This is a genomic window from Nostoc sp. PCC 7107 (genome assembly GCF_000316625.1).
In the GTDB taxonomy this organism is placed as follows: Bacteria; Cyanobacteriota; Cyanobacteriia; order Cyanobacteriales; family Nostocaceae; genus Nostoc_B.
This window is the reverse complement of the sequence record NC_019676.1, coordinates 1,342,596-1,359,873: the sequence shown is the minus strand read 5'-3', so window position 1 is coordinate 1,359,873 and position 17,278 is coordinate 1,342,596. Positions and strand designations below refer to the sequence as shown.

General features: G+C 40.4%; 12 protein-coding genes. 4 read left to right on the top strand and 8 right to left on the bottom strand.

Features of this window, described 5'->3' with window-relative positions; genetic code table 11:
• Positions 1 to 47: 47 nt before the first annotated feature.
• Both lnt and gyrA read right to left on the bottom strand, forming a co-directional pair.
• Complete coding sequence (gene lnt / locus NOS7107_RS05805; RefSeq protein WP_015112053.1) at positions 48 to 1,706, bottom strand: apolipoprotein N-acyltransferase; 1,659 nt, start codon at positions 1,704 to 1,706, stop codon at positions 48 to 50.
• A complete protein-coding gene (gene gyrA / locus NOS7107_RS05800) occupies positions 1,703 to 4,291 on the bottom strand; it encodes a DNA gyrase subunit A (protein ID WP_015112052.1) in 2,589 nt (862 codons plus the stop codon). The genes lnt and gyrA overlap by 4 nt, the downstream gene beginning before the upstream one ends.
• A 459-nt stretch (positions 4,292 to 4,750) precedes the next feature.
• Between gyrA and NOS7107_RS05795 the strand changes: the two genes are divergently transcribed.
• Together NOS7107_RS05795 and NOS7107_RS05790 are read left to right on the top strand one after the other, a co-directional pair.
• Positions 4,751 to 4,963 (top strand): hypothetical protein, encoded by a 213-nt coding sequence (locus tag NOS7107_RS05795; protein WP_015112051.1) that lies wholly within the window; start codon positions 4,751 to 4,753, stop codon positions 4,961 to 4,963.
• 345 nt (positions 4,964 to 5,308) lie between these two features.
• On the top strand, positions 5,309 to 5,971 hold the full coding sequence (locus tag NOS7107_RS05790) for a glycosyltransferase family A protein (RefSeq protein ID WP_015112050.1): 663 nt from the start codon (positions 5,309 to 5,311) through the stop codon (positions 5,969 to 5,971).
• A gap of 35 nt (positions 5,972 to 6,006) precedes the next feature.
• Here the strand turns inward: NOS7107_RS05790 and NOS7107_RS05785 are convergent, their stop codons facing one another.
• The 3 genes from NOS7107_RS05785 to NOS7107_RS05775 all read right to left on the bottom strand — a co-directional run bounded on the left by NOS7107_RS05785 (position 6,007) and on the right by NOS7107_RS05775 (position 8,910).
• Entirely contained in the window at positions 6,007 to 7,113 is a 1,107-nt protein-coding gene (locus NOS7107_RS05785; RefSeq protein WP_015112049.1) for a bifunctional 2-polyprenyl-6-hydroxyphenol methylase/3-demethylubiquinol 3-O-methyltransferase UbiG, read from the bottom strand.
• A 291-nt stretch (positions 7,114 to 7,404) separates the two neighbouring features.
• On the bottom strand, positions 7,405 to 8,550 hold the full coding sequence (locus NOS7107_RS05780; RefSeq protein WP_015112048.1) for a serine/threonine-protein kinase: 1,146 nt from the start codon (positions 8,548 to 8,550) through the stop codon (positions 7,405 to 7,407).
• Between the two features lie 126 nt (positions 8,551 to 8,676).
• A complete protein-coding gene (locus NOS7107_RS05775) occupies positions 8,677 to 8,910 on the bottom strand; it encodes a hypothetical protein (RefSeq protein WP_015112047.1) in 234 nt (77 codons plus the stop codon).
• Between the two features lie 349 nt (positions 8,911 to 9,259).
• Between NOS7107_RS05775 and NOS7107_RS05770 the strand changes: the two genes are divergently transcribed.
• Positions 9,260 to 10,087, top strand: coding sequence for a hypothetical protein (locus tag NOS7107_RS05770; protein WP_015112046.1), 828 nt, complete (start codon positions 9,260 to 9,262; stop codon positions 10,085 to 10,087).
• Between the two features lie 238 nt (positions 10,088 to 10,325).
• Here the strand turns inward: NOS7107_RS05770 and acnB are convergent, their stop codons facing one another.
• The 3 genes from acnB to NOS7107_RS05755 all read right to left on the bottom strand — a co-directional run bounded on the left by acnB (position 10,326) and on the right by NOS7107_RS05755 (position 15,142).
• Positions 10,326 to 12,959: a bifunctional aconitate hydratase 2/2-methylisocitrate dehydratase gene (gene acnB, locus NOS7107_RS05765; protein ID WP_015112045.1), complete on the bottom strand. Its 2,634-nt coding sequence runs from the start codon at positions 12,957 to 12,959 to the stop codon at positions 10,326 to 10,328.
• A 528-nt stretch (positions 12,960 to 13,487) separates the two neighbouring features.
• Entirely contained in the window at positions 13,488 to 14,093 is a 606-nt protein-coding gene (locus NOS7107_RS05760) for an exopolysaccharide biosynthesis protein (RefSeq protein ID WP_015112044.1), read from the bottom strand.
• A gap of 128 nt (positions 14,094 to 14,221) precedes the next feature.
• Positions 14,222 to 15,142 carry a lipid kinase gene (locus NOS7107_RS05755; protein WP_015112043.1) on the bottom strand — a complete coding sequence of 307 codons (921 nt, stop codon included), beginning with the start codon at positions 15,140 to 15,142 and terminating at the stop codon, positions 14,222 to 14,224.
• Positions 15,143 to 16,207: 1,065 nt separating this feature from the next.
• On the opposite strand from NOS7107_RS05755, the gene NOS7107_RS05750 reads away from it, so the two are divergent.
• Positions 16,208 to 17,275 carry a metal ABC transporter substrate-binding protein gene (locus NOS7107_RS05750; RefSeq protein ID WP_015112042.1) on the top strand — a complete coding sequence of 356 codons (1,068 nt, stop codon included), beginning with the start codon at positions 16,208 to 16,210 and terminating at the stop codon, positions 17,273 to 17,275.
• Positions 17,276 to 17,278: the final 3 nt, after the last annotated feature.

The window sequence follows — 17,278 nt, the reverse complement described above, 5'->3', positions numbered from 1 at the left end:
CCCTATTCCTTTGCGGAACTCTGCGCGGACTCTGCATCCCTCTGCGTTTAAAATACTTTCCCCACAAACCAACCAACAACACCCAAACCCAACAACAAAGGTGTCAACCAATCACCCCAATGCACATATAAAGTCTGCGTTTGACGGCGATATATAGTCTCTGCGTGAGTTTCGTAGGTATTATAGCCAGATATCCACAAAGTTTTGCCGTGGGGGTCGACAAAAGCTGAATATCCCGTATTAGTAGCCCGTGCTGACCACCTATCAGTTTCAATCGCTCGCATGATATCCTGAGCATGATGCTGGAATGGCATAGCTGCACTGTAATGGGCATCGTTAGAAGAACTAAGGATAAATTGCCCACCCGCCGCAGCTTGACGGCGAAATACTTCAGGAAATGCCGATTCGTAGCAAATACCAACAATTGCTTGCCCAAAAGGTGTATCAAATATTTGGTTGGCTGCACCATGAACTTGGTGTTCATCCAATGGTGACAAGCGGCTGATTAATTTACCTAAAATTTCCTCAAAGGGGATATATTCACCCAAGGGTACGAGTTTGGATTTATCGTAGCGGCTGGTAGTTTCACCCTGGCTATTAACGGTAAACAAACTGTTTGTATAACTGCGTCCCTTTTCCCCAAAAGCACCAACCCAAACGACTACACCTTTTTGCTGTACTGCTGCAAATAGGGGTGTGTCTCCAAAATTGCGCTGAAAAATTGGTAACGCGCCTTCGGGTGTGAGGACAGCATTTACACCTTGTTCGGCTAAAGTTAAATAACCACTGGTGTAGCCTGTAATGGCACGGCGATAACCTTCGGGTTTGACTTTGATTTTGTTGGGGATGTTACCTTGCACAACGCCAATTTTTAAGGCGGCTGCTGCTGGTTGGGCGATGGGTTGGCTATATAAAAACCAGCCGATTAGATGTAAGGTGATGAATAGGCCTGTGGCTAATGCTAAATATTTATTGACGAACCGCCGAGGTGTAGAAGATAGGTAAGCTTCGGCGATTAGTCCATTGAAGGCGGCGATCGCCGCTGTTACAGTATTAGGGCCAGATAGTTGCCCAAGATGTAAAATTACTAAGTTATGCGGTGATTGCGTATACGCTAAAGCACTCCACCACAAAGAACCGGAACTCCACAAACTTTCTAAACCGCACCACAGGGCTGTACCAATTAAAACTCGCAACCAAGGTTTTCCTTGATTCAGCCATACCATTCCCGCCGCCCAAAGGGTGACAAATAACCCACCCCATAGGCTAATAAAGCCCCAACAAAATATAGCAATAGCTAAACTCGGCCACCAAGGTACACCCAACCAATCCATTGGGTGAATCCCAGTAATCCAAAAAAGGGCGACGCTGTGATAACCAACACCCCAAAATAAAGGTAAAAGGTAAAAGTGAGCCAGCGCGGTCTTGGGGGTTTCCCCCATGAGCGACTGGCGAAATCCGAAGGAGGTAAAAGGTAAAAAAAATGGTTTTGACTTTTTACCTTCTAAACAAGAGTTACTTTGTTTAACAACTAATACCCAAAGCGGGGCTAAGGCTATCCAAGCCAGAAACCACGCACCCACAGGGGCGACGGTTAGCCCCATCAAAACCCCACTAATTAGAGAAAGCAAAAGGTAAAAGGCAAAAGTTAAAAATGAATTATCGCCTCTTTCTTTTGCCTTTTTACTTTTTACCTTTGCCTTCATTCTGTTTCTTCTTCATCACCAGTATCAGGCGGAACGATCGCAACTCCGGTAATTGCGTCATCTTCGTCTAAGCGTTGAACTCTTACGCCAGTAGCCGATCGCGATTGAATGGAAATTGCATTGGTAGCCTGACGGATAATGATACCGCGATTTGTCACCATCATGATTTCATCGTCGCTGTTGACAATTTGCAAGGTTGCTAATTTGTCTTTGGTTTTGCGGTTTTTGAATTTGGTAGCCATTAAACCTTGTCCGGCACGGTTTTGCAAACGGAATTGGGCTACGGGTACGCGTTTACCGTAACCGCCCATTGTAATTACTAGCACCCAAGGGCCAACATTCCCGGTTACTTCTACTTCTGTGGTTTCTTCCGCATTTTCGATATCTTCGGTTTCGATTTCTTCGATTTCTGACTCTTCTGTTCCCGTGTCGAGTGTTTCTAAAATAGCGGCGGGAATAATATCCATCCCCACGAGTTCATCACCCTTTTTGAGTTTCATCGATTTGACACCCCGCGTCGCCCTACCGAGAGGCCGCAGTTGTTCGTGGGTACATCTAAAGTGTATTGCCATCCCCAGACGAGAACCAACGATGATGCTGTCTTCAACTCTAGCGCGGCGTACCCAGCGCAGTTGATCCCCTTCTTCTAAGGAAATGGCAATCAAACCATTCGCCCGAATATGGCTAAAAGCTGCCAAGGCAGTTTTCTTAATATTGCCGCCTTTGGTCAGCATGACTAAATATTCATCGTCGCTGAACTCGTCAACGGGGACAATGGAGGTGATTTTTTCTTCCTTGGGAATGGGTAGCATCTGGACAATGGGTGTACCCCGACTGGTGCGGGAACCCACGGGAATTTGATAGGCTTTGAGGCAGTAGACTACGCCGCGATCGCTAAAGAATAAAACACTATCGTGATCGCAACAAGTTAAGAAATGTTCTACTGTGTCATCATCTTTGACCTTCGCGGCGGCCTTCCCTCTAGTGGCGCGGCTTTGCGCCTCAAAGGTGTTGACGGGCATCCGTTTGATGTAACCTTGCTGTGTTAATAGAATAATTGCTTTTTCGTTAGCAATCAGGTCACGTTCATCGATTTCACCTTCGGCGTGGGTAATAATTGTGCGTCGGGGTGTGGCAAAGCTGGTTTTGATGTGCGAAATTTCAGCTTCAATAATTTCTAAAATTCTTTCTCGCCGTGCCAGAATATCTCGCAAATCGCCGATCCGTTCTTGTAATTCTTCATGTTCTAGCCGAATTTTATCTGCTTCTAAGGCAGTCAAGCGCCGCAGTTGCATTTGCAAAATCGCGTCGGCTTGGACTTCGGAGAGTCCGTAGCTTGTGATTAACTCGCCTTTAGCTGTGGGCGCGTCCGGGGCATGACGAATTAAATTAATGATTGTATCTAAATGGGATAAAGCAATCAATAATCCTTGCAAAAGATGGTCGCGTTCTTCCGCTTTTCGCAGTTCGTACTGGGTACGTCTGGTAATGGAGATGATGCGAAAATCGAGGAAGACTTCTAAAAATTGCTTCAGGGTGAGGATTTGTGGTTCCCCGTTGACCAACGCCAGCATATTTGCCCCAAAGTTGGCTTGCAGTGGGGTTTGCTTGTAAAGGTTGTTCAACACCACGCGGGGATAAGCATCGCGCTTGAGTTCGATGACAATTCGCATCCCGTCGCGATCGCTTTCATCCCGGATATCTGCAATCCCTTCAATCCGCTTGTCGTTGACTAATTCGGCTATTTTCTCAATTAATGCGGCCTTATTGGTTTGATAAGGCAATTCGGTGATGATAATTGCTTCCCGTTCGGGACGACCACGCTGTTCGATGGTTTCTATGTTGGCGACACCACGCATGGTAATGGAACCGCGCCCCGTGGTATATGCTTCTTTAATTGCCGCCGTGCCGAGAATTTGCGCCCCAGTGGGGAAATCTGGCCCGTGGATGTACTGCATCAACTGGAGGTCGGTGATTTCGGGATTGTGAATTAGGGCTACTAATCCGTCAATCAGTTCGCCTAAGTTGTGGGGCGGAATGTTCGTCGCCATCCCCACAGCAATTCCCGATGAACCATTTAATAGGAGTTGGGGGATACGCGAGGGTAAAACTGTGGGTTCTTGTTGGGAACCGTCGAAGTTATCCGCAAAGTCTACAGTTTCTGATTCGATGTCTTGGAGTAAAGCGGCGCTAGTTAAAGCTTGCAAGCGACATTCTGTGTATCGCATTGCTGCCGGGGGATCGTTATCTACAGAACCAAAGTTACCATGTCCGTTAATTAATGGCGATCGCATGGAAAAATCCTGCGCCATCCGCACCAAGGCATCGTATACTGCTGTGTCGCCGTGGGGGTGATATTTACCCAACACTTCCCCAACCACACGGGCGCACTTTCTAAATGGGCGATCGTGCAGTAAACCTAGTTCGTGCATAGCGTAGAGGATACGGCGATGCACAGGTTTCAGACCATCCCTGGCATCTGGTAGCGCCCGACCCACTATCACACTCATGGCGTATTCCAGATAAGACCGGGACATTTCGTTCCGGAGATCTGTGGGGATAATCCTCTCCTGTGAGGTTGTCATAACCTAAAAAACTCCAAAAATCGTATATTTTAGCCTTTACAGTTGGCAAAGCGTAAAATTATTCCAAATTACTCTTGAATAATTGACATATTTTGATACAATTGTAGCACGTATTGTTTTTTTCTGCCCGAAAAGCTCACCTAAAATAGCCCGACAAATGCCTCTTTTAGAAGCGATAAATAAGATTTAACGAAGATAGTTTGAGCTAAGGAAGTTAATTTTTTAAATTTTCCCTAAATTTAGAGCTAATTTGCCAAATTACGAGTTATGACTGAGCCTGCATCAACAAGAGGTAGGACATAGCATTTAGTTATGGATTGAGATAGAAACAGTGAGCGAAAAAAGTGGCAATCTAAAGGTAGTTGGATAAAATCTTGGGTTCTTAGTTTATCCGGCTTATCATAGCTAAGTTCGTCAATCAATTGTGATTTTCCCAGTCGTTATTTATCTGAAGCTCTGATGACATTTCAACAATTAGCCATAGGTAGCTATTTCCGTCTGCCTGGTGTAAGTTATGCTCGTGTATATCGTAAGGCTAGTCATTCTTGTGGCAGCCTGAACGCATTTTTACAGACAATACGCCCAAATACGAAAGTTATCCCGCTAAATGCCGCAGCGATCGCAAAATATTTGGCAGCCAAACAAGAATCTCAAAATCATCTGAAGATGTAAAGGATTGATTGACTGTTTTTTGAGTTAATCAATCGCTTCTTGTTGAGACTTTAGTTGAGCAACAATCAAATTCTAAAACATTCCAGGACAACCCGGCAAATAAACCACTCACCGTCCCCACCACAACCCAACGCAACGCCCATCGAGAAATCGTCTTGTCAGTCCGAATAGTTTAGAAATGTCCAGCGTTGGGTTTGATTGTTGGGGGGTGGCTGATTTAATGGCACTGTTGATGTCATATGGATCAAACCTAAAACACTGAATACTTACTACTATCTTGTACAATATTTTCGTTATTACTGCTCACTGCTGCTAAGTAGTTATATATTTTCGAGTTCTTGAATCATGACTAATGCAATTTTTGACGTAGTTCCTGACATATCAATTATCCTTTGTACTTACAACCGAGAAAAATACTTAAATCGTTGTATTAATAGTGTGATTGCCCAAACTTTTCAAGATTGGGAACTGATTATAGTGGATGATGGCAGTACTGATAATACCTTTGAAGTTGTCAATCAATATATTCAAAGTTTCCCAAATATTCGTTATTTAAAACATCAAAATAAAAAACTTTGGCACGCTAAAAATACTGGTATTCAGGCATCTTTTGGTAGATACATAACATTTCTAGATAGCGATGATACATACCTACCAGAACATCTATCTGTACGCATTAAATATATGCAGGAGCATCCAGAAATTGATTTAATTGAAGGTGGATTTGCCACAGAAGAAGAGGTTTTCGTGGCAGATTATTTTCAACCGGGTAAAACAATTAATCTCCGAGAATGCGTACTAGGTCCTACATTCTTTGGTAAGAGAGCAGTATTTTTTGCATTGAAAGGCTTTCATAATATTGCTTATGGAGAAGATACCGATTTTTGGGACAGAGCCGAGAAAGTCTTCAAAACTCAAAAAATCCCTCACTTGCAAACTTATGTATACACTAGAGCAGAGACTAGTATTACTAAGAGTGTTTTAGAAGGAATTTCGCAATCTAGCTAAATAGTGCATAAAATCAAGTGAAAAACGTTTAAAATTTATTTTTTCGCCACTATACAAGTAGCAACAGGAAAATCAGGATGAAATGCGTCTAATTCTTCGGTTGTAAGTTCTTCCTGAGCTATTCCATGATAACTAGCTATGACACTAATAGGATTACCGTAAATATATAATTTATGCTGAGAAAAATTTTTAAACATCCAAGCAAAAGCATCAGGAAGAGGTCGCCAATAGTCCATTGGGGTAGCATGAATTCTGATAGAACTGGGAACCATTGCAAAACATTTACCACCTGGTTTTAACCACTTATGGATATTTTCCACCACTACCCAAGGTGCATAACAATGTTCTAAAACATTAAAGATGATGATAGAGTCCAAAGAGTTTGCTTTTACAAGGGATACATTATGAACATCCCCAACTATATCTACTCCTAGGCCTGGTTCTATATTGAGAATTTTATATGATGTGCCTGAGTTAACCGCATAAAAATCTTTATCTTTTGGCGTTCCTCCCACTTCTAGTATATCACCGCCAATTTGTGATTGAACTTCATGCAAAAACTTGCTGAGATAATATCTATCTACTGGTGTACCTCTAGTTAAACCAAATGCTTGACAAATTGGAACTGTTCTTTTTAAATCTCCCCAGTCAATAGTATTTGTTTCAGGCGATAATAAACCAAGTTTTTCCAGTTGCTCTACTATTTGCTGGAAATGTTGTATGTTGTTAATATCGGCTAAATCATCTTCCAAATTAAGCTGATAAAATAATTGCTGGAGAATTTGGTAATTGTTTCGGCTCAATTCACCCAGTTCAAATTGCATTTCTTTTTCAATAAAACTGCGGAAGCCTTTAGCAAATATTGTCAATTTCCCATCTGCTAAAAATACGATCGCATCTTCAATCAAGCATTCATATTGGTTCAGTTCTTGAAAAACTTCATCGGTAATGACAGTCAGATGATGTTTTTGAAATATTTGGTAAGCTTTATCTAATTCATGTTCATGCACAAATATTTCAAGTATTGTGAGCCATGATTTTTTAGGAACAACTTCCGCAGTGCGTTGACTCCAAGCAAAAATTGCATATAATTGAGAATCTGCAATTTTCAAAAAAGCGTTAGGTATATATTTTTTAGTCATAAAATTTAATTTTCATAACTGAGGATGACTTAGGTATTATATAGCAGTCAGATTTGATTGTTACAACAAAATTAAGTATGTATAGTGGAATGTTTACAAAGTCAAATATGAGTTCTATATGATGTATTTCATCTTTATGCGTTCTCACATAATGCCCAACTAATTATTTATCATAATTTTTCTTTACTTAGTTAATTACTACACAAGCATATAGTTAAATTTCAATATGAGTATATTAGAAAGAATATTTAAAAGTTGCGTAACTGGGGCTTGAGGCATCACACTCATAATTCATGGATTTTGTGAGTTATTTTTACCTAAGTATTTCGCTTTTAATTCTTCTAACTCTTGATCTATTTCGCTTTTACTTGCAGGTTGAGATGTTGGATTGATTGGCTGAACTTGATTTGCTTGAGGTTTCCCGCCCATAAATTGAGTTTTTAGTTCTTCTAGTTCTAAATCAATTTGGCTAGGTGTATTGCTCACAACGGTCGGCGGTAAGGTAGGTGATGACTGAACAGGAGATTGTACAGATATCTGTGGCTGATTGGCTACTGGTGACTGTGTATTTAAGTCGTGCAGAACTTCATCGACTGTTTGGTAGCGTTTAGCTGGGATACTTTCGAGCATTTTATTGAGAATGCTGCTCAGGTGATTATTCACAGGAGTTGTTAAATATTTCTGCCAAACCCAAGTATCGTAATTAGTATCATAAGAATCAAAAGGCGATCGCCCAGTTAATAAGTTAATACAAGTAGCTCCTAAACTATAAATATCACTGCCAAAAACTGCTCTACCTCTGATTTGTTCTGGTGCAACATATTCAGGACTACCAATACTAGTACCAGTTTGATTTAATGCTGCGCCAGTTGCAGATTTAGCAGCACCAAAATCAACTAAAACTAGTTTGCGATCGCTCTCACGTAAAATAATATTTTCTGGTTTAATATCGCGGTGGATTACTTGTTTTGTATGACAAAACTGCAATACTAATAATAAATCATTCAATAATTGGTAAATCCGCGTTTCACTAAAAGTTCCATTTTTTGCTAATTCCTGCGCTAAATTTAACCCATTGATAAATTCTTGGACTAAATACTGTCGATCATCTTGAGTAAAGTATGCCAAAAGTTCAGGAATTTGTGGATGTTTACCCAATTCATCCAACTGCACAGCTTCTTGGTTAAATAATTCCACAGCTTTTTTGACTGTGTTTGTGCCTTGGGCTTGAGGATAAAATTGCTTAATTACACAACATGGTTTTGACGGTTTATCTTCATCTACAGCCAAAAAAGTTCTGCCAAAACCACCTTGTCCTATCGGCCTAATGGCGCGGTAGCGTTCTTTGAGTAGCAACTTAGAACCACAAGTCGTACAGAAATTAACATCAGCCGGATTTTCAGATTTGGGACACCGAGGATTAAGGCAGTAGCTCATGCGTTGCGGACTGAGGGATACTTGTCTTTATTGTCCCCTTTCCTTGGCAGAAGAGTGCTGATATTTGCTAAATGTAATTTCAATTGACAATGGAGAAAAATGCTTGCTTTTCCTCTTTTGAAAATTCTATGCAGCTTTTTCTTCTTGGTTCAACACCTGCAACCAGTTAACAAGCCTTTGACGTTGCACCTCTTCTACCTTAATACTTGCCGAACTGAGCGCCCGTCGAGGAAATATTTCCCGTAAGTCAGCTACCATTTCTAGAGTTTCACAAGCCTCTAAGCATTCGGCAATGTAATCAGTTGATTCTATTTTGAGCCATTCTGGAGTCGCTTCCAAGTCGCAAATGTGATACTTCATAGTTTTATGTTTGGACTAGGCGATCGCTTCATACTGAAAAAATATTTGTGTAAATTAATATTATAATTTTTCTCAAAAAGAATTTAATCACTTACTTTTTTGGAAAAATAGACCATATAGTCTTTAGTGTCTCGTATGATTTTAAAAATATTATATCGTTAATGTTCCTCACTGGCTAAGTAAGAGTTACTACCAAGCTTAATCTGTGTCACCATATCACGTTCAGACCTACCGGAAAGCTGAAGTTTTGCCCTTCTTGCGTCAGCCATAGCACTTTTGTCATTTAATACGTAAAACTCCATAGTCAAAATGTATCCAGTATTAGTGTCAACGTTTGCCACAAAGCCAAATGTATAACTACAATCAGTCTTCTTTTCCTACCCCTGGTTCACTGGAAATTCGATATGGAAATTACTTTAACTACGTAGTCCCAAATGGTTGGCGAGTGCTTGAGGATGGTCAGTTTGCTGTTGTCCTAGTTTCCCAAGATAATGCTGCTTTGACAATTATGGTAGGAAATTCTGGACTGTCTGTAAACTACAATCCTGGGCAGTTTGTGTACGAGAAACTTATGACAATCCAGCCTTATGATCTGCGGATGAGTCAGCCTCGCCAAGCTCAACCAATTGCTGGATGTTCAGTTGCTTATGAATTTGATTACACATATATACAAAATGGTATTCCCTGCCAAGGAGTAGCCAAATGCAGTGTCGCATATAGCTACAACATCTGTACGATGGTGATGACTTGTGCTGCATCCCATCAGTTACAGTGGACTAATTATGCTTCATGGTTGCCCCAAGTAGCATCTCAGGTTTCCGCCACCAATGGAGCCGCTTTTGGAATGCAAGGAGTTATGGCGCAGAATCTCCAAATCTCACAAGATGAGGGACATAGGCACAGAGAATACCGCGAATGGTCTCAAAATACTTGGGATGAAGTAACCCGCCAACGCAATGAATCCATAGATCGGCAAAATTTCCAGTTTCGTGAGAACCTAGGCAATGTCACAACTTGGACAAATCCTTACGGTTATCCCATAGTCGAGTTACCAACAAACTACAACTACTATTGGATCAATCGTCAAGGACAAATATATGGTACAAATGACAATAGTGAAAATCCGAATGTTGGCTCAACTCAAGATTGGGTAAGAATGAATCAGTATCGTCCCTAAACTTGAGAACAACTAGATATTGCTTTAGCTGAAACAGCAATTAATCCTATACTCGTTTTAAGCCTCCCTGTAAATCATCTTGCACTGCTTCAATTTTACTGATAATGCGTTCTCTAATATTTTCAGGGAATTACTCTAAATATTTAATGGCTTTGGGCTTAAATTCTATTTTGTACTGCACATACTTAACTCTCTTGAAATATATTAAGGTGAGTCTTGATGGCTCACCTTAATTAAACTATACGAACAAAGCTTGTTGCTCCTCCTTAGAAATCACCCGCCCTTCATCCTCAAAACCAGCAATTTGATCAAAGTTCAAATATCGATATAAATTATCAGCAAAAGGATGAATCTTATTCGCCACAATATCAAGATATTCTTGGACTGTGGGAATACGTCCTAGCAAGGCGCAAACTGCGGCTAATTCGGCAGAACCTAAATACACTCTCGCACCTTTACCCATACGGTTATTGAAGTTGCGGGTTGAGGTAGAAAATACAGTTGTGTCATCAGCAACTCGCGCCTGATTTCCCATACACAAACTGCATCCGGGTATTTCAGTTCTTGCACCAGCCGCACCAAAAATGCTGTATACACCTTCTTCTTTTAATTGGTGTTCATCCATGCGGGTTGGTGGTGCTATCCACAGGCGAGTTTTGACTTCTCCTGCACCTTCTAAAACTTTTGCTGTTGCTCGATAATGACCAATGTTTGTCATACAAGAACCAAGGAAGACTTCTTGTACTGGATCATTAGCAACTTCCGATAATAATTTAACATTATCGGGGTCGTTAGGAGCCGCAACAATTGGTTCTTTGATTTCGTTCAAATCAATTTCAATTATTTCTGCATACTCCGCATCTGCATCAGCTTCTAGTAACACAGGGTTGGCTAACCATTCTGACATTTTGGCGACGCGGCGCATGATGGTGCGCTCATCGTGATAGCCTCTGGCTACCATGTTCTTTAACAGTGCAATATTAGAACGCAGATATTCAGAAACTGTCTCGATACTCAGCTTAATTGTGCAACCTGCACAAGAACGTTCGGCGGAAGCATCGGTGAGTTCAAAGGCTTGTTCTACTTTTAAGTCTGGTAAGCCTTCGATTTCTAAAATTTTGCCAGAGAAGATATTCTTTTTATTTTGCTTCTCTGCTGTTAGTAAGCCTTTTTGCATGGCGACGTAGGGAATGGCGTTGACGATATCCCGTAAGGTGATACCGGGTTGCAATTCACCTTTGAACCTTACTAATACTGACTCTGGCATATCCAAAGGCATAACACCCAACGCACCCGCAAAGGCTACTAACCCAGAACCAGCAGGGAAGGAAATGCCCAAAGGAAAGCGGGTGTGAGAGTCGCCACCTGTACCTACGGTGTCGGGTAACAGCATCCGGTTTAGCCAAGAGTGGATAATACCATCGCCAGGACGCAACGCAACGCCGCCACGTTGAGAGAAAAAGTCAGGTAAGTCGTGGTGGGTTTTGATGTCAACAGGTTTGGGATAGGCGGCGGTATGACAGAAACTCTGCATTACCAAATCTGCACTAAAACCGAGACAAGCAAGTTCTTTGAGTTCGTCACGGGTCATTGGCCCTGTGGTATCTTGAGAACCAACGGTAGTCATGATGGGTTCGCAAGATGTACCGGGACGAACACCAGGTAAACCACAGGCTTTGCCCACCATTTTTTGGGCGAGGGTGTAACCTTTACCTGTATCTGTTGGTTGTTCGGGACGAATAAAGATGGTGCTTGGTTCTAACCCTAATGCTTGGCGAGTTTTGTCGGTAAGGGTACGCCCAATTAATAAGGGGATACGTCCACCGGCACGGACTTCATCAAGGATGGTGTCGGGTTTGAGGTTGAAAGTAGAAATAACTTCGCCAGTTTCGTTGATAATTGTGCCTTTGTAGGGATAGATGGTTATTACCATACCAGTTTCTAGCTTGGTAACATCGCATTGTATTGGCAAAGCACCAGCATCTTCGGCTGTATTAAAAAAGATAGGCGCGATCGCTCCACCTAAAATGTATCCGCCAGCACGTTTATTTGGGACAAAGGGGATATCTTGTCCTGTATGCCACAACACAGAGTTAATAGCCGACTTACGAGAAGAACCTGTTCCTACTACATCACCAACATAAGCCACTGGATGTCCGATTTTTTTCAACTCCACAATGGTTTCTAAACTTCCCGGTTGGCGCGTTTCTAACATCGCCAAAGCGTGTAAAGGAATGTCTGGGCGGGTGGTGGCGTGGGTAGCGGGGGATAAGTCGTCGGTGTTGGTTTCACCGGGGACTTTAAAAACTGTCACAGTGATAAATTCGGGCAATTTCGGACGTGCAGTAAACCATTCAGCCTCAGCCCAAGAGTTAATTACTTGCTTGGCGTAGGGATTAGTTTTAGCTAACTTCAAAATATCATGAAAAGCATCGTACACCAGCAAGGTTTTGCTGAGGGCAGCGGCGGCATAACCAGCAATTGGTTCTTTACCTTCTCCTCCCATTACCAAAGGTGTTTCGGAAGAGTCGGAGACAGATGTGGTAGCAAATTGCAGCAACTCAATTAGAGATTGTACGTTGTAGCCGCCGATCATTGTTCCCAACAATTCCACAGCTTCAATGGGGGAAATGATGGGACTTTTCACTTCCTTTTTGGCAATGGCGGTGAGAAACCCAGCTTTCACATAAGCCGCTGGATCAACTCCAGGGGGGACGCGATCGCGCAATAAATGTAATAATGTTTCTGTTTCACCCTTGGGCGGATTCTTCAGTAATTCACATAACTCTGAGGTTTGCTTCGCATCCAACGGTAAGGGGGGAATTCCTAATGCTGCTCTTTCTGCAACGTGTTGACGATATGACTCTAGCATTTTTGTATTCTCTGTTGGGATGTTCTTCCCTTAATTATGAAATATTTTTAGATAAGACTTGGCTATAAAAATTTACTTTATTTTATGCCTGAAAGCCTTACTGGTAATTGCTTATCAGTCTTTCTGTTTTACACTTAAAGTATATTTTTTACTACCAATTCCAACTGAAGATATTTTAACTACTGCGATCGCTATTGTTGAGTGATGAATTATTTTCCCACAGCCTCTTATGTAAATTTAATCGCCTATAAAAATGCTTTTTCAGTAAATATAATGCTAAATTAAGTAGCTGAACCCAATTTAATCAGTCTCTGGCTCCGAAATTTTTCCACTATATTCCTACAGTTATATTTAACTATAAATATTGGCAATAGTTTTTATCATTTATATAAAACCTCATCCATACTGATAATTCTTCCGGATATGGTCAGTCTTTACATGTAAACACAAATAGTAGTAGATGCACCCTTATTAAGTGACAGCCTTCAGCGAATGACTGAGGGCTTTTTTCTATAATATAGCAACTCATTATTTCAAAATTGCTGGTAGTAACCCAGGCGCTAACCATAAGGAATAGCCTATAAAAGCAAAGAATGAAGTAATGACAACAGTGATAATATAACCAATACAAATCAGCAAACCGTCTGCTTCAATTGTGGCAACTGCTAATAATAAAATTCCCACAGTGGGAATCGGATTGGTGAAAGGAATTGGTAACATTAATAATATTGTTAACCAAGAAATACATAGTCCATTGAGCCGCCAAATTACTGGATTTCTTGCTATTTTTTTTAAGCGAGGGCGAGTAATTTTTTCGACTATCTTGGTGAGATGTTGCAGATTTTTTAAGAGAATTTGGGCAAACGGGCGCGGAAATTTATACCTGGCGATTTGTTTAGGTAGCCAAGGCGATCGCCTGCCAAAAATCATCTGCACAGAAACTAGTAAACAGGCAGCACCAAAAGGCCCAGCCAATCCAGGCGGCATGGGAAACAAAAAAGGCAAAACTAATAAGGCTATTACCAGACTGAAACCTCTTTCTGCCGTTTCTGTCAAAATATCACCTAAAGTTAAGTGATGATCAGATAAGCGTTGCAGCAAGGATTTAATTTCTTGAGAAAATCTCAGATCCATTGGGCGTGAGTTAGAGTAAATTGCCACAAGACCTAGCTTTATCCAGTATATCAAGGTGAATATGGAGACTAATACACCCAAATAAAAATGAGGACAGCAAAGAATTCAGAAATTCTATTTCCAAAGTCCTAAAGTGGCGGTACTAAAACAGTTATGGCCTTGGGTATAACTTGAAAAGTTGCCGGAGTATAAGTCGTGATTTCCCCATCAGTATTAATTGGGCGTGGTTTACGAGTATAAATTTCAAATTTCTGTCCTTGAAGCGCCCGGACACTACGCCAACGAATATGCTTGCCTTGACGCATTGCTGGCAGCAAAGGTATAATTTGCCACCAGTGTTCTATTTCCAAACTGTAGAGATCCAACCTTTGATCATCAATAGTGGCATCGTGAACCACTGCCATACCACCACCATAATAACGACCGTTACCTACCGCAATTTGCACAGTTTTGACAAGAAATGATTGATCCTTCATTTTAATTTCGGCGCTAAAAGGGCGAGATTCCCAAATAACTTTTAACGCAGTCACCACATAAGCAAATATTCCCCAACGACGTTTCATTTCTTTCGTCAGTCGTTGCGTAATTTTTACACTCAGCCCCATACTGGCAACATTAAAAAAGTGCTTCCCGTTTACCCAGCCTAAATCAATCCGACGCAATTCTCCGTAGGCAATAATTTGACAAGCTTCAGCTAAGGAATTAGGAATTGCTAAAGTTCTGGCTAAATCATTTGCAGTTCCTAAAGGTAAAATTCCTAAAGGTAATTGAGTTTCTACTAAGCCATCTACTGCTGCATTCAAAGTTCCATCACCACCACCCACAATTACTAAATCGACTTCATGTTGGTAACGGCGAATAATTTCTGAAAGATGTTTAGGATTTTCTGTAGATTCTTCCGTTAATTTAAAGCCAAGTTGATCCAGATAATAAGTTGCTTCTATTAACCGCTTTTCTCCTTCACGGGCATGACGATTAACTAATAGCAATGCGCGGGAATTTACTGGTAGTGACCTTTGCCGTGTTTGTGTCCAATTATCCGCTTCCATATAATTTAGTTAATTTGGCTAAGAAAAATTGTGTTAGTCTTGATAAGATTCAGTCAAGGTTTTGCTTGATGAGTTTATTGTTATTTTTGTAACTGCTTAATTTATTTCGCCTAACTCGACCTTATTGTAGATTAAATATATTGAGAATAATGTAATAAAATAAATATTTATGAAAATATTTCGCGCTGATAGGAACTATGCTTAATTTTTTCAATAATTTCAGTATATTTTTACTTGATTTTTTTGATGTTGCCTGTTTCCTCATTACACAAATAATTTAAGTAATCTAAACAGATTTTTCGGCAATAATTATGTTCTACATTTAGTGTAGATGTTTATAGAAAAATCTCAATAACTCAGAATAAATTTTAGCTATATTTACGAAGTTTTAATACTTTTGCATTTATATTGTCGGATATACTAAAGTTACCGACAATACAATTGTCACAAAAATTACGACAGCCTCCGTACAGACTTTTGATGTATGGCTTTTGCAAGTATATGAAATTGAAAAATTAATATTTATTTTAAAGTCAAATTGAATAAATACCAAACAATATTGAAAATCAAGAATAATATTTGCTGATTATTAAAAAATAATAATTTTATTAAAAGTTATTTTGAATATAAATATTAATTAATTTTAAAATCAAATATGTTGGGGTATATTAAATAGCCGGATGTTTCAACATTAGATTTTTTATTGATTAGTTAAATTAGTTTAATGTTACAGACGAAAAATAATTGTTGCCTTAAATTTATCCCAAAAAAGATGCCATTGTATCTAGAAACATCTATCTTAAGCATGAATTAGCAAGGGTTTTTAAGATAGAATTAATACTCCGTCCATAGATATGTTAAAAAAATCTAAAAGTTGGAGAAAAATCCTCTAAGAGGGGATTGTATTAGCTAGGAGTAAAAATATTTACTAGTACAGGTCGGCGTAAATAAACAAATCATCTGGAATTCCTAACAGGCTTGTGGTATAACTATTCTTTCTTTTTACTTTTGCCTTGTTGTACTAGTGGATAAATTAACACCCAAGAAATTACTACTATCGAAATAATGAAAAAATCTGCATTGTTATTAATACTTGGTTTATGTCTCACAGCTTGTAATGCGCCTCAAAATGCAGCAGTAGCCCCCAGCCCCACGGAAAATAAGGCAACTGCACAACCTGTACAGAACCAAACCAAAAGCAAACTAATGGTTGTGACAACAGTTGCACCCATAACCAATATTGTGAGTAATATTGCAGGCGATCGCACTGAAATCACAGGCATTATTCCCGAAGGTACGGATTCTCACACCTTTGAGCCGCGTCCTAGTGATGCCGACTTACTCTCTAAGGCTAACTTAATTATCGTTAATGGACTCCGGTTAGAAGTCCCAACCGAAAAACTGGCGAAAACTTCCAAACCTAAAGAGACAAATATCTATGAACTAGGTAACAATACTATTAAGGAAGCTCAGTGGATTTTTGACTTTAGCTTTCCCAAAGAAAAAGGAGACCCCAATCCCCATTTATGGGTAAACCCCAAATACGCAGAAGCTTACGCTAAATTAGCCGCTACACAGTTAACACAGTTAGATCCCGAAGGGAAAGCATACTACGAAAAAAACTTAAATAACTACTTGCAGCGCCTGGACGCATTAGACAAAGTTAGCCGTGAAGTCGTAGCGAGTATTCCGTCCAAAAATCGCAAACTTTTGACATATCACGATTCTTGGGCTTACTGGGCGAGAGAATATGGCTTTGAGATTATTGGCGCAATCCAACCCTCAGATTTTAAAGAACCTTCCGCGCAAGATGTAGCCAAACTCATCGACCAGATTCGCAAAACTGGTGTACCGGCGATTTTTGGTTCGGAAGTCTACCCTAGCAAAGTCGAAGAACAAATTGCCAGAGAAGCGAAAGTTAAAATAGCAAACACGGCTGATGATGAATTACCTGGAACAGGATCAGCTAATGCCATCGAAAATACTAATCCTCAACATACTTACATTGGCATGATGGCGAATAATTTGCGGATCATTGCCGAAAATCTGGGGGGAAATCCCCAGTTAGTGGACAAGCTAAACACTACCAATGTCGTTGGCCCAACCGCAACAGCCACTACAACGACTCAATAACAA

Bases quoted from the DNA above. Each gene is read 5' to 3' on its own strand.
- lnt (WP_015112053.1), bottom strand. From the start codon at position 1,706: ATGAAGGCAAAGGTAAAAAGTAAAAAGGCAAAAGAAAGAGGCGATAAT.
- gyrA (WP_015112052.1), bottom strand. From the start codon at position 4,291: ATGACAACCTCACAGGAGAGGATTATCCCCACAGATCTCCGGAACGAA.
- NOS7107_RS05795 (WP_015112051.1), top strand. From the start codon at position 4,751: ATGACATTTCAACAATTAGCCATAGGTAGCTATTTCCGTCTGCCTGGT.
- NOS7107_RS05790 (WP_015112050.1), top strand. From the start codon at position 5,309: ATGACTAATGCAATTTTTGACGTAGTTCCTGACATATCAATTATCCTT.
- NOS7107_RS05785 (WP_015112049.1), bottom strand. From the start codon at position 7,113: ATGACTAAAAAATATATACCTAACGCTTTTTTGAAAATTGCAGATTCT.
- NOS7107_RS05780 (WP_015112048.1), bottom strand. From the start codon at position 8,550: ATGAGCTACTGCCTTAATCCTCGGTGTCCCAAATCTGAAAATCCGGCT.
- NOS7107_RS05775 (WP_015112047.1), bottom strand. From the start codon at position 8,910: ATGAAGTATCACATTTGCGACTTGGAAGCGACTCCAGAATGGCTCAAA.
- NOS7107_RS05770 (WP_015112046.1), top strand. From the start codon at position 9,260: ATGTATAACTACAATCAGTCTTCTTTTCCTACCCCTGGTTCACTGGAA.
- acnB (WP_015112045.1), bottom strand. From the start codon at position 12,959: ATGCTAGAGTCATATCGTCAACACGTTGCAGAAAGAGCAGCATTAGGA.
- NOS7107_RS05760 (WP_015112044.1), bottom strand. From the start codon at position 14,093: ATGGATCTGAGATTTTCTCAAGAAATTAAATCCTTGCTGCAACGCTTA.
- NOS7107_RS05755 (WP_015112043.1), bottom strand. From the start codon at position 15,142: ATGGAAGCGGATAATTGGACACAAACACGGCAAAGGTCACTACCAGTA.
- NOS7107_RS05750 (WP_015112042.1), top strand. From the start codon at position 16,208: ATGAAAAAATCTGCATTGTTATTAATACTTGGTTTATGTCTCACAGCT.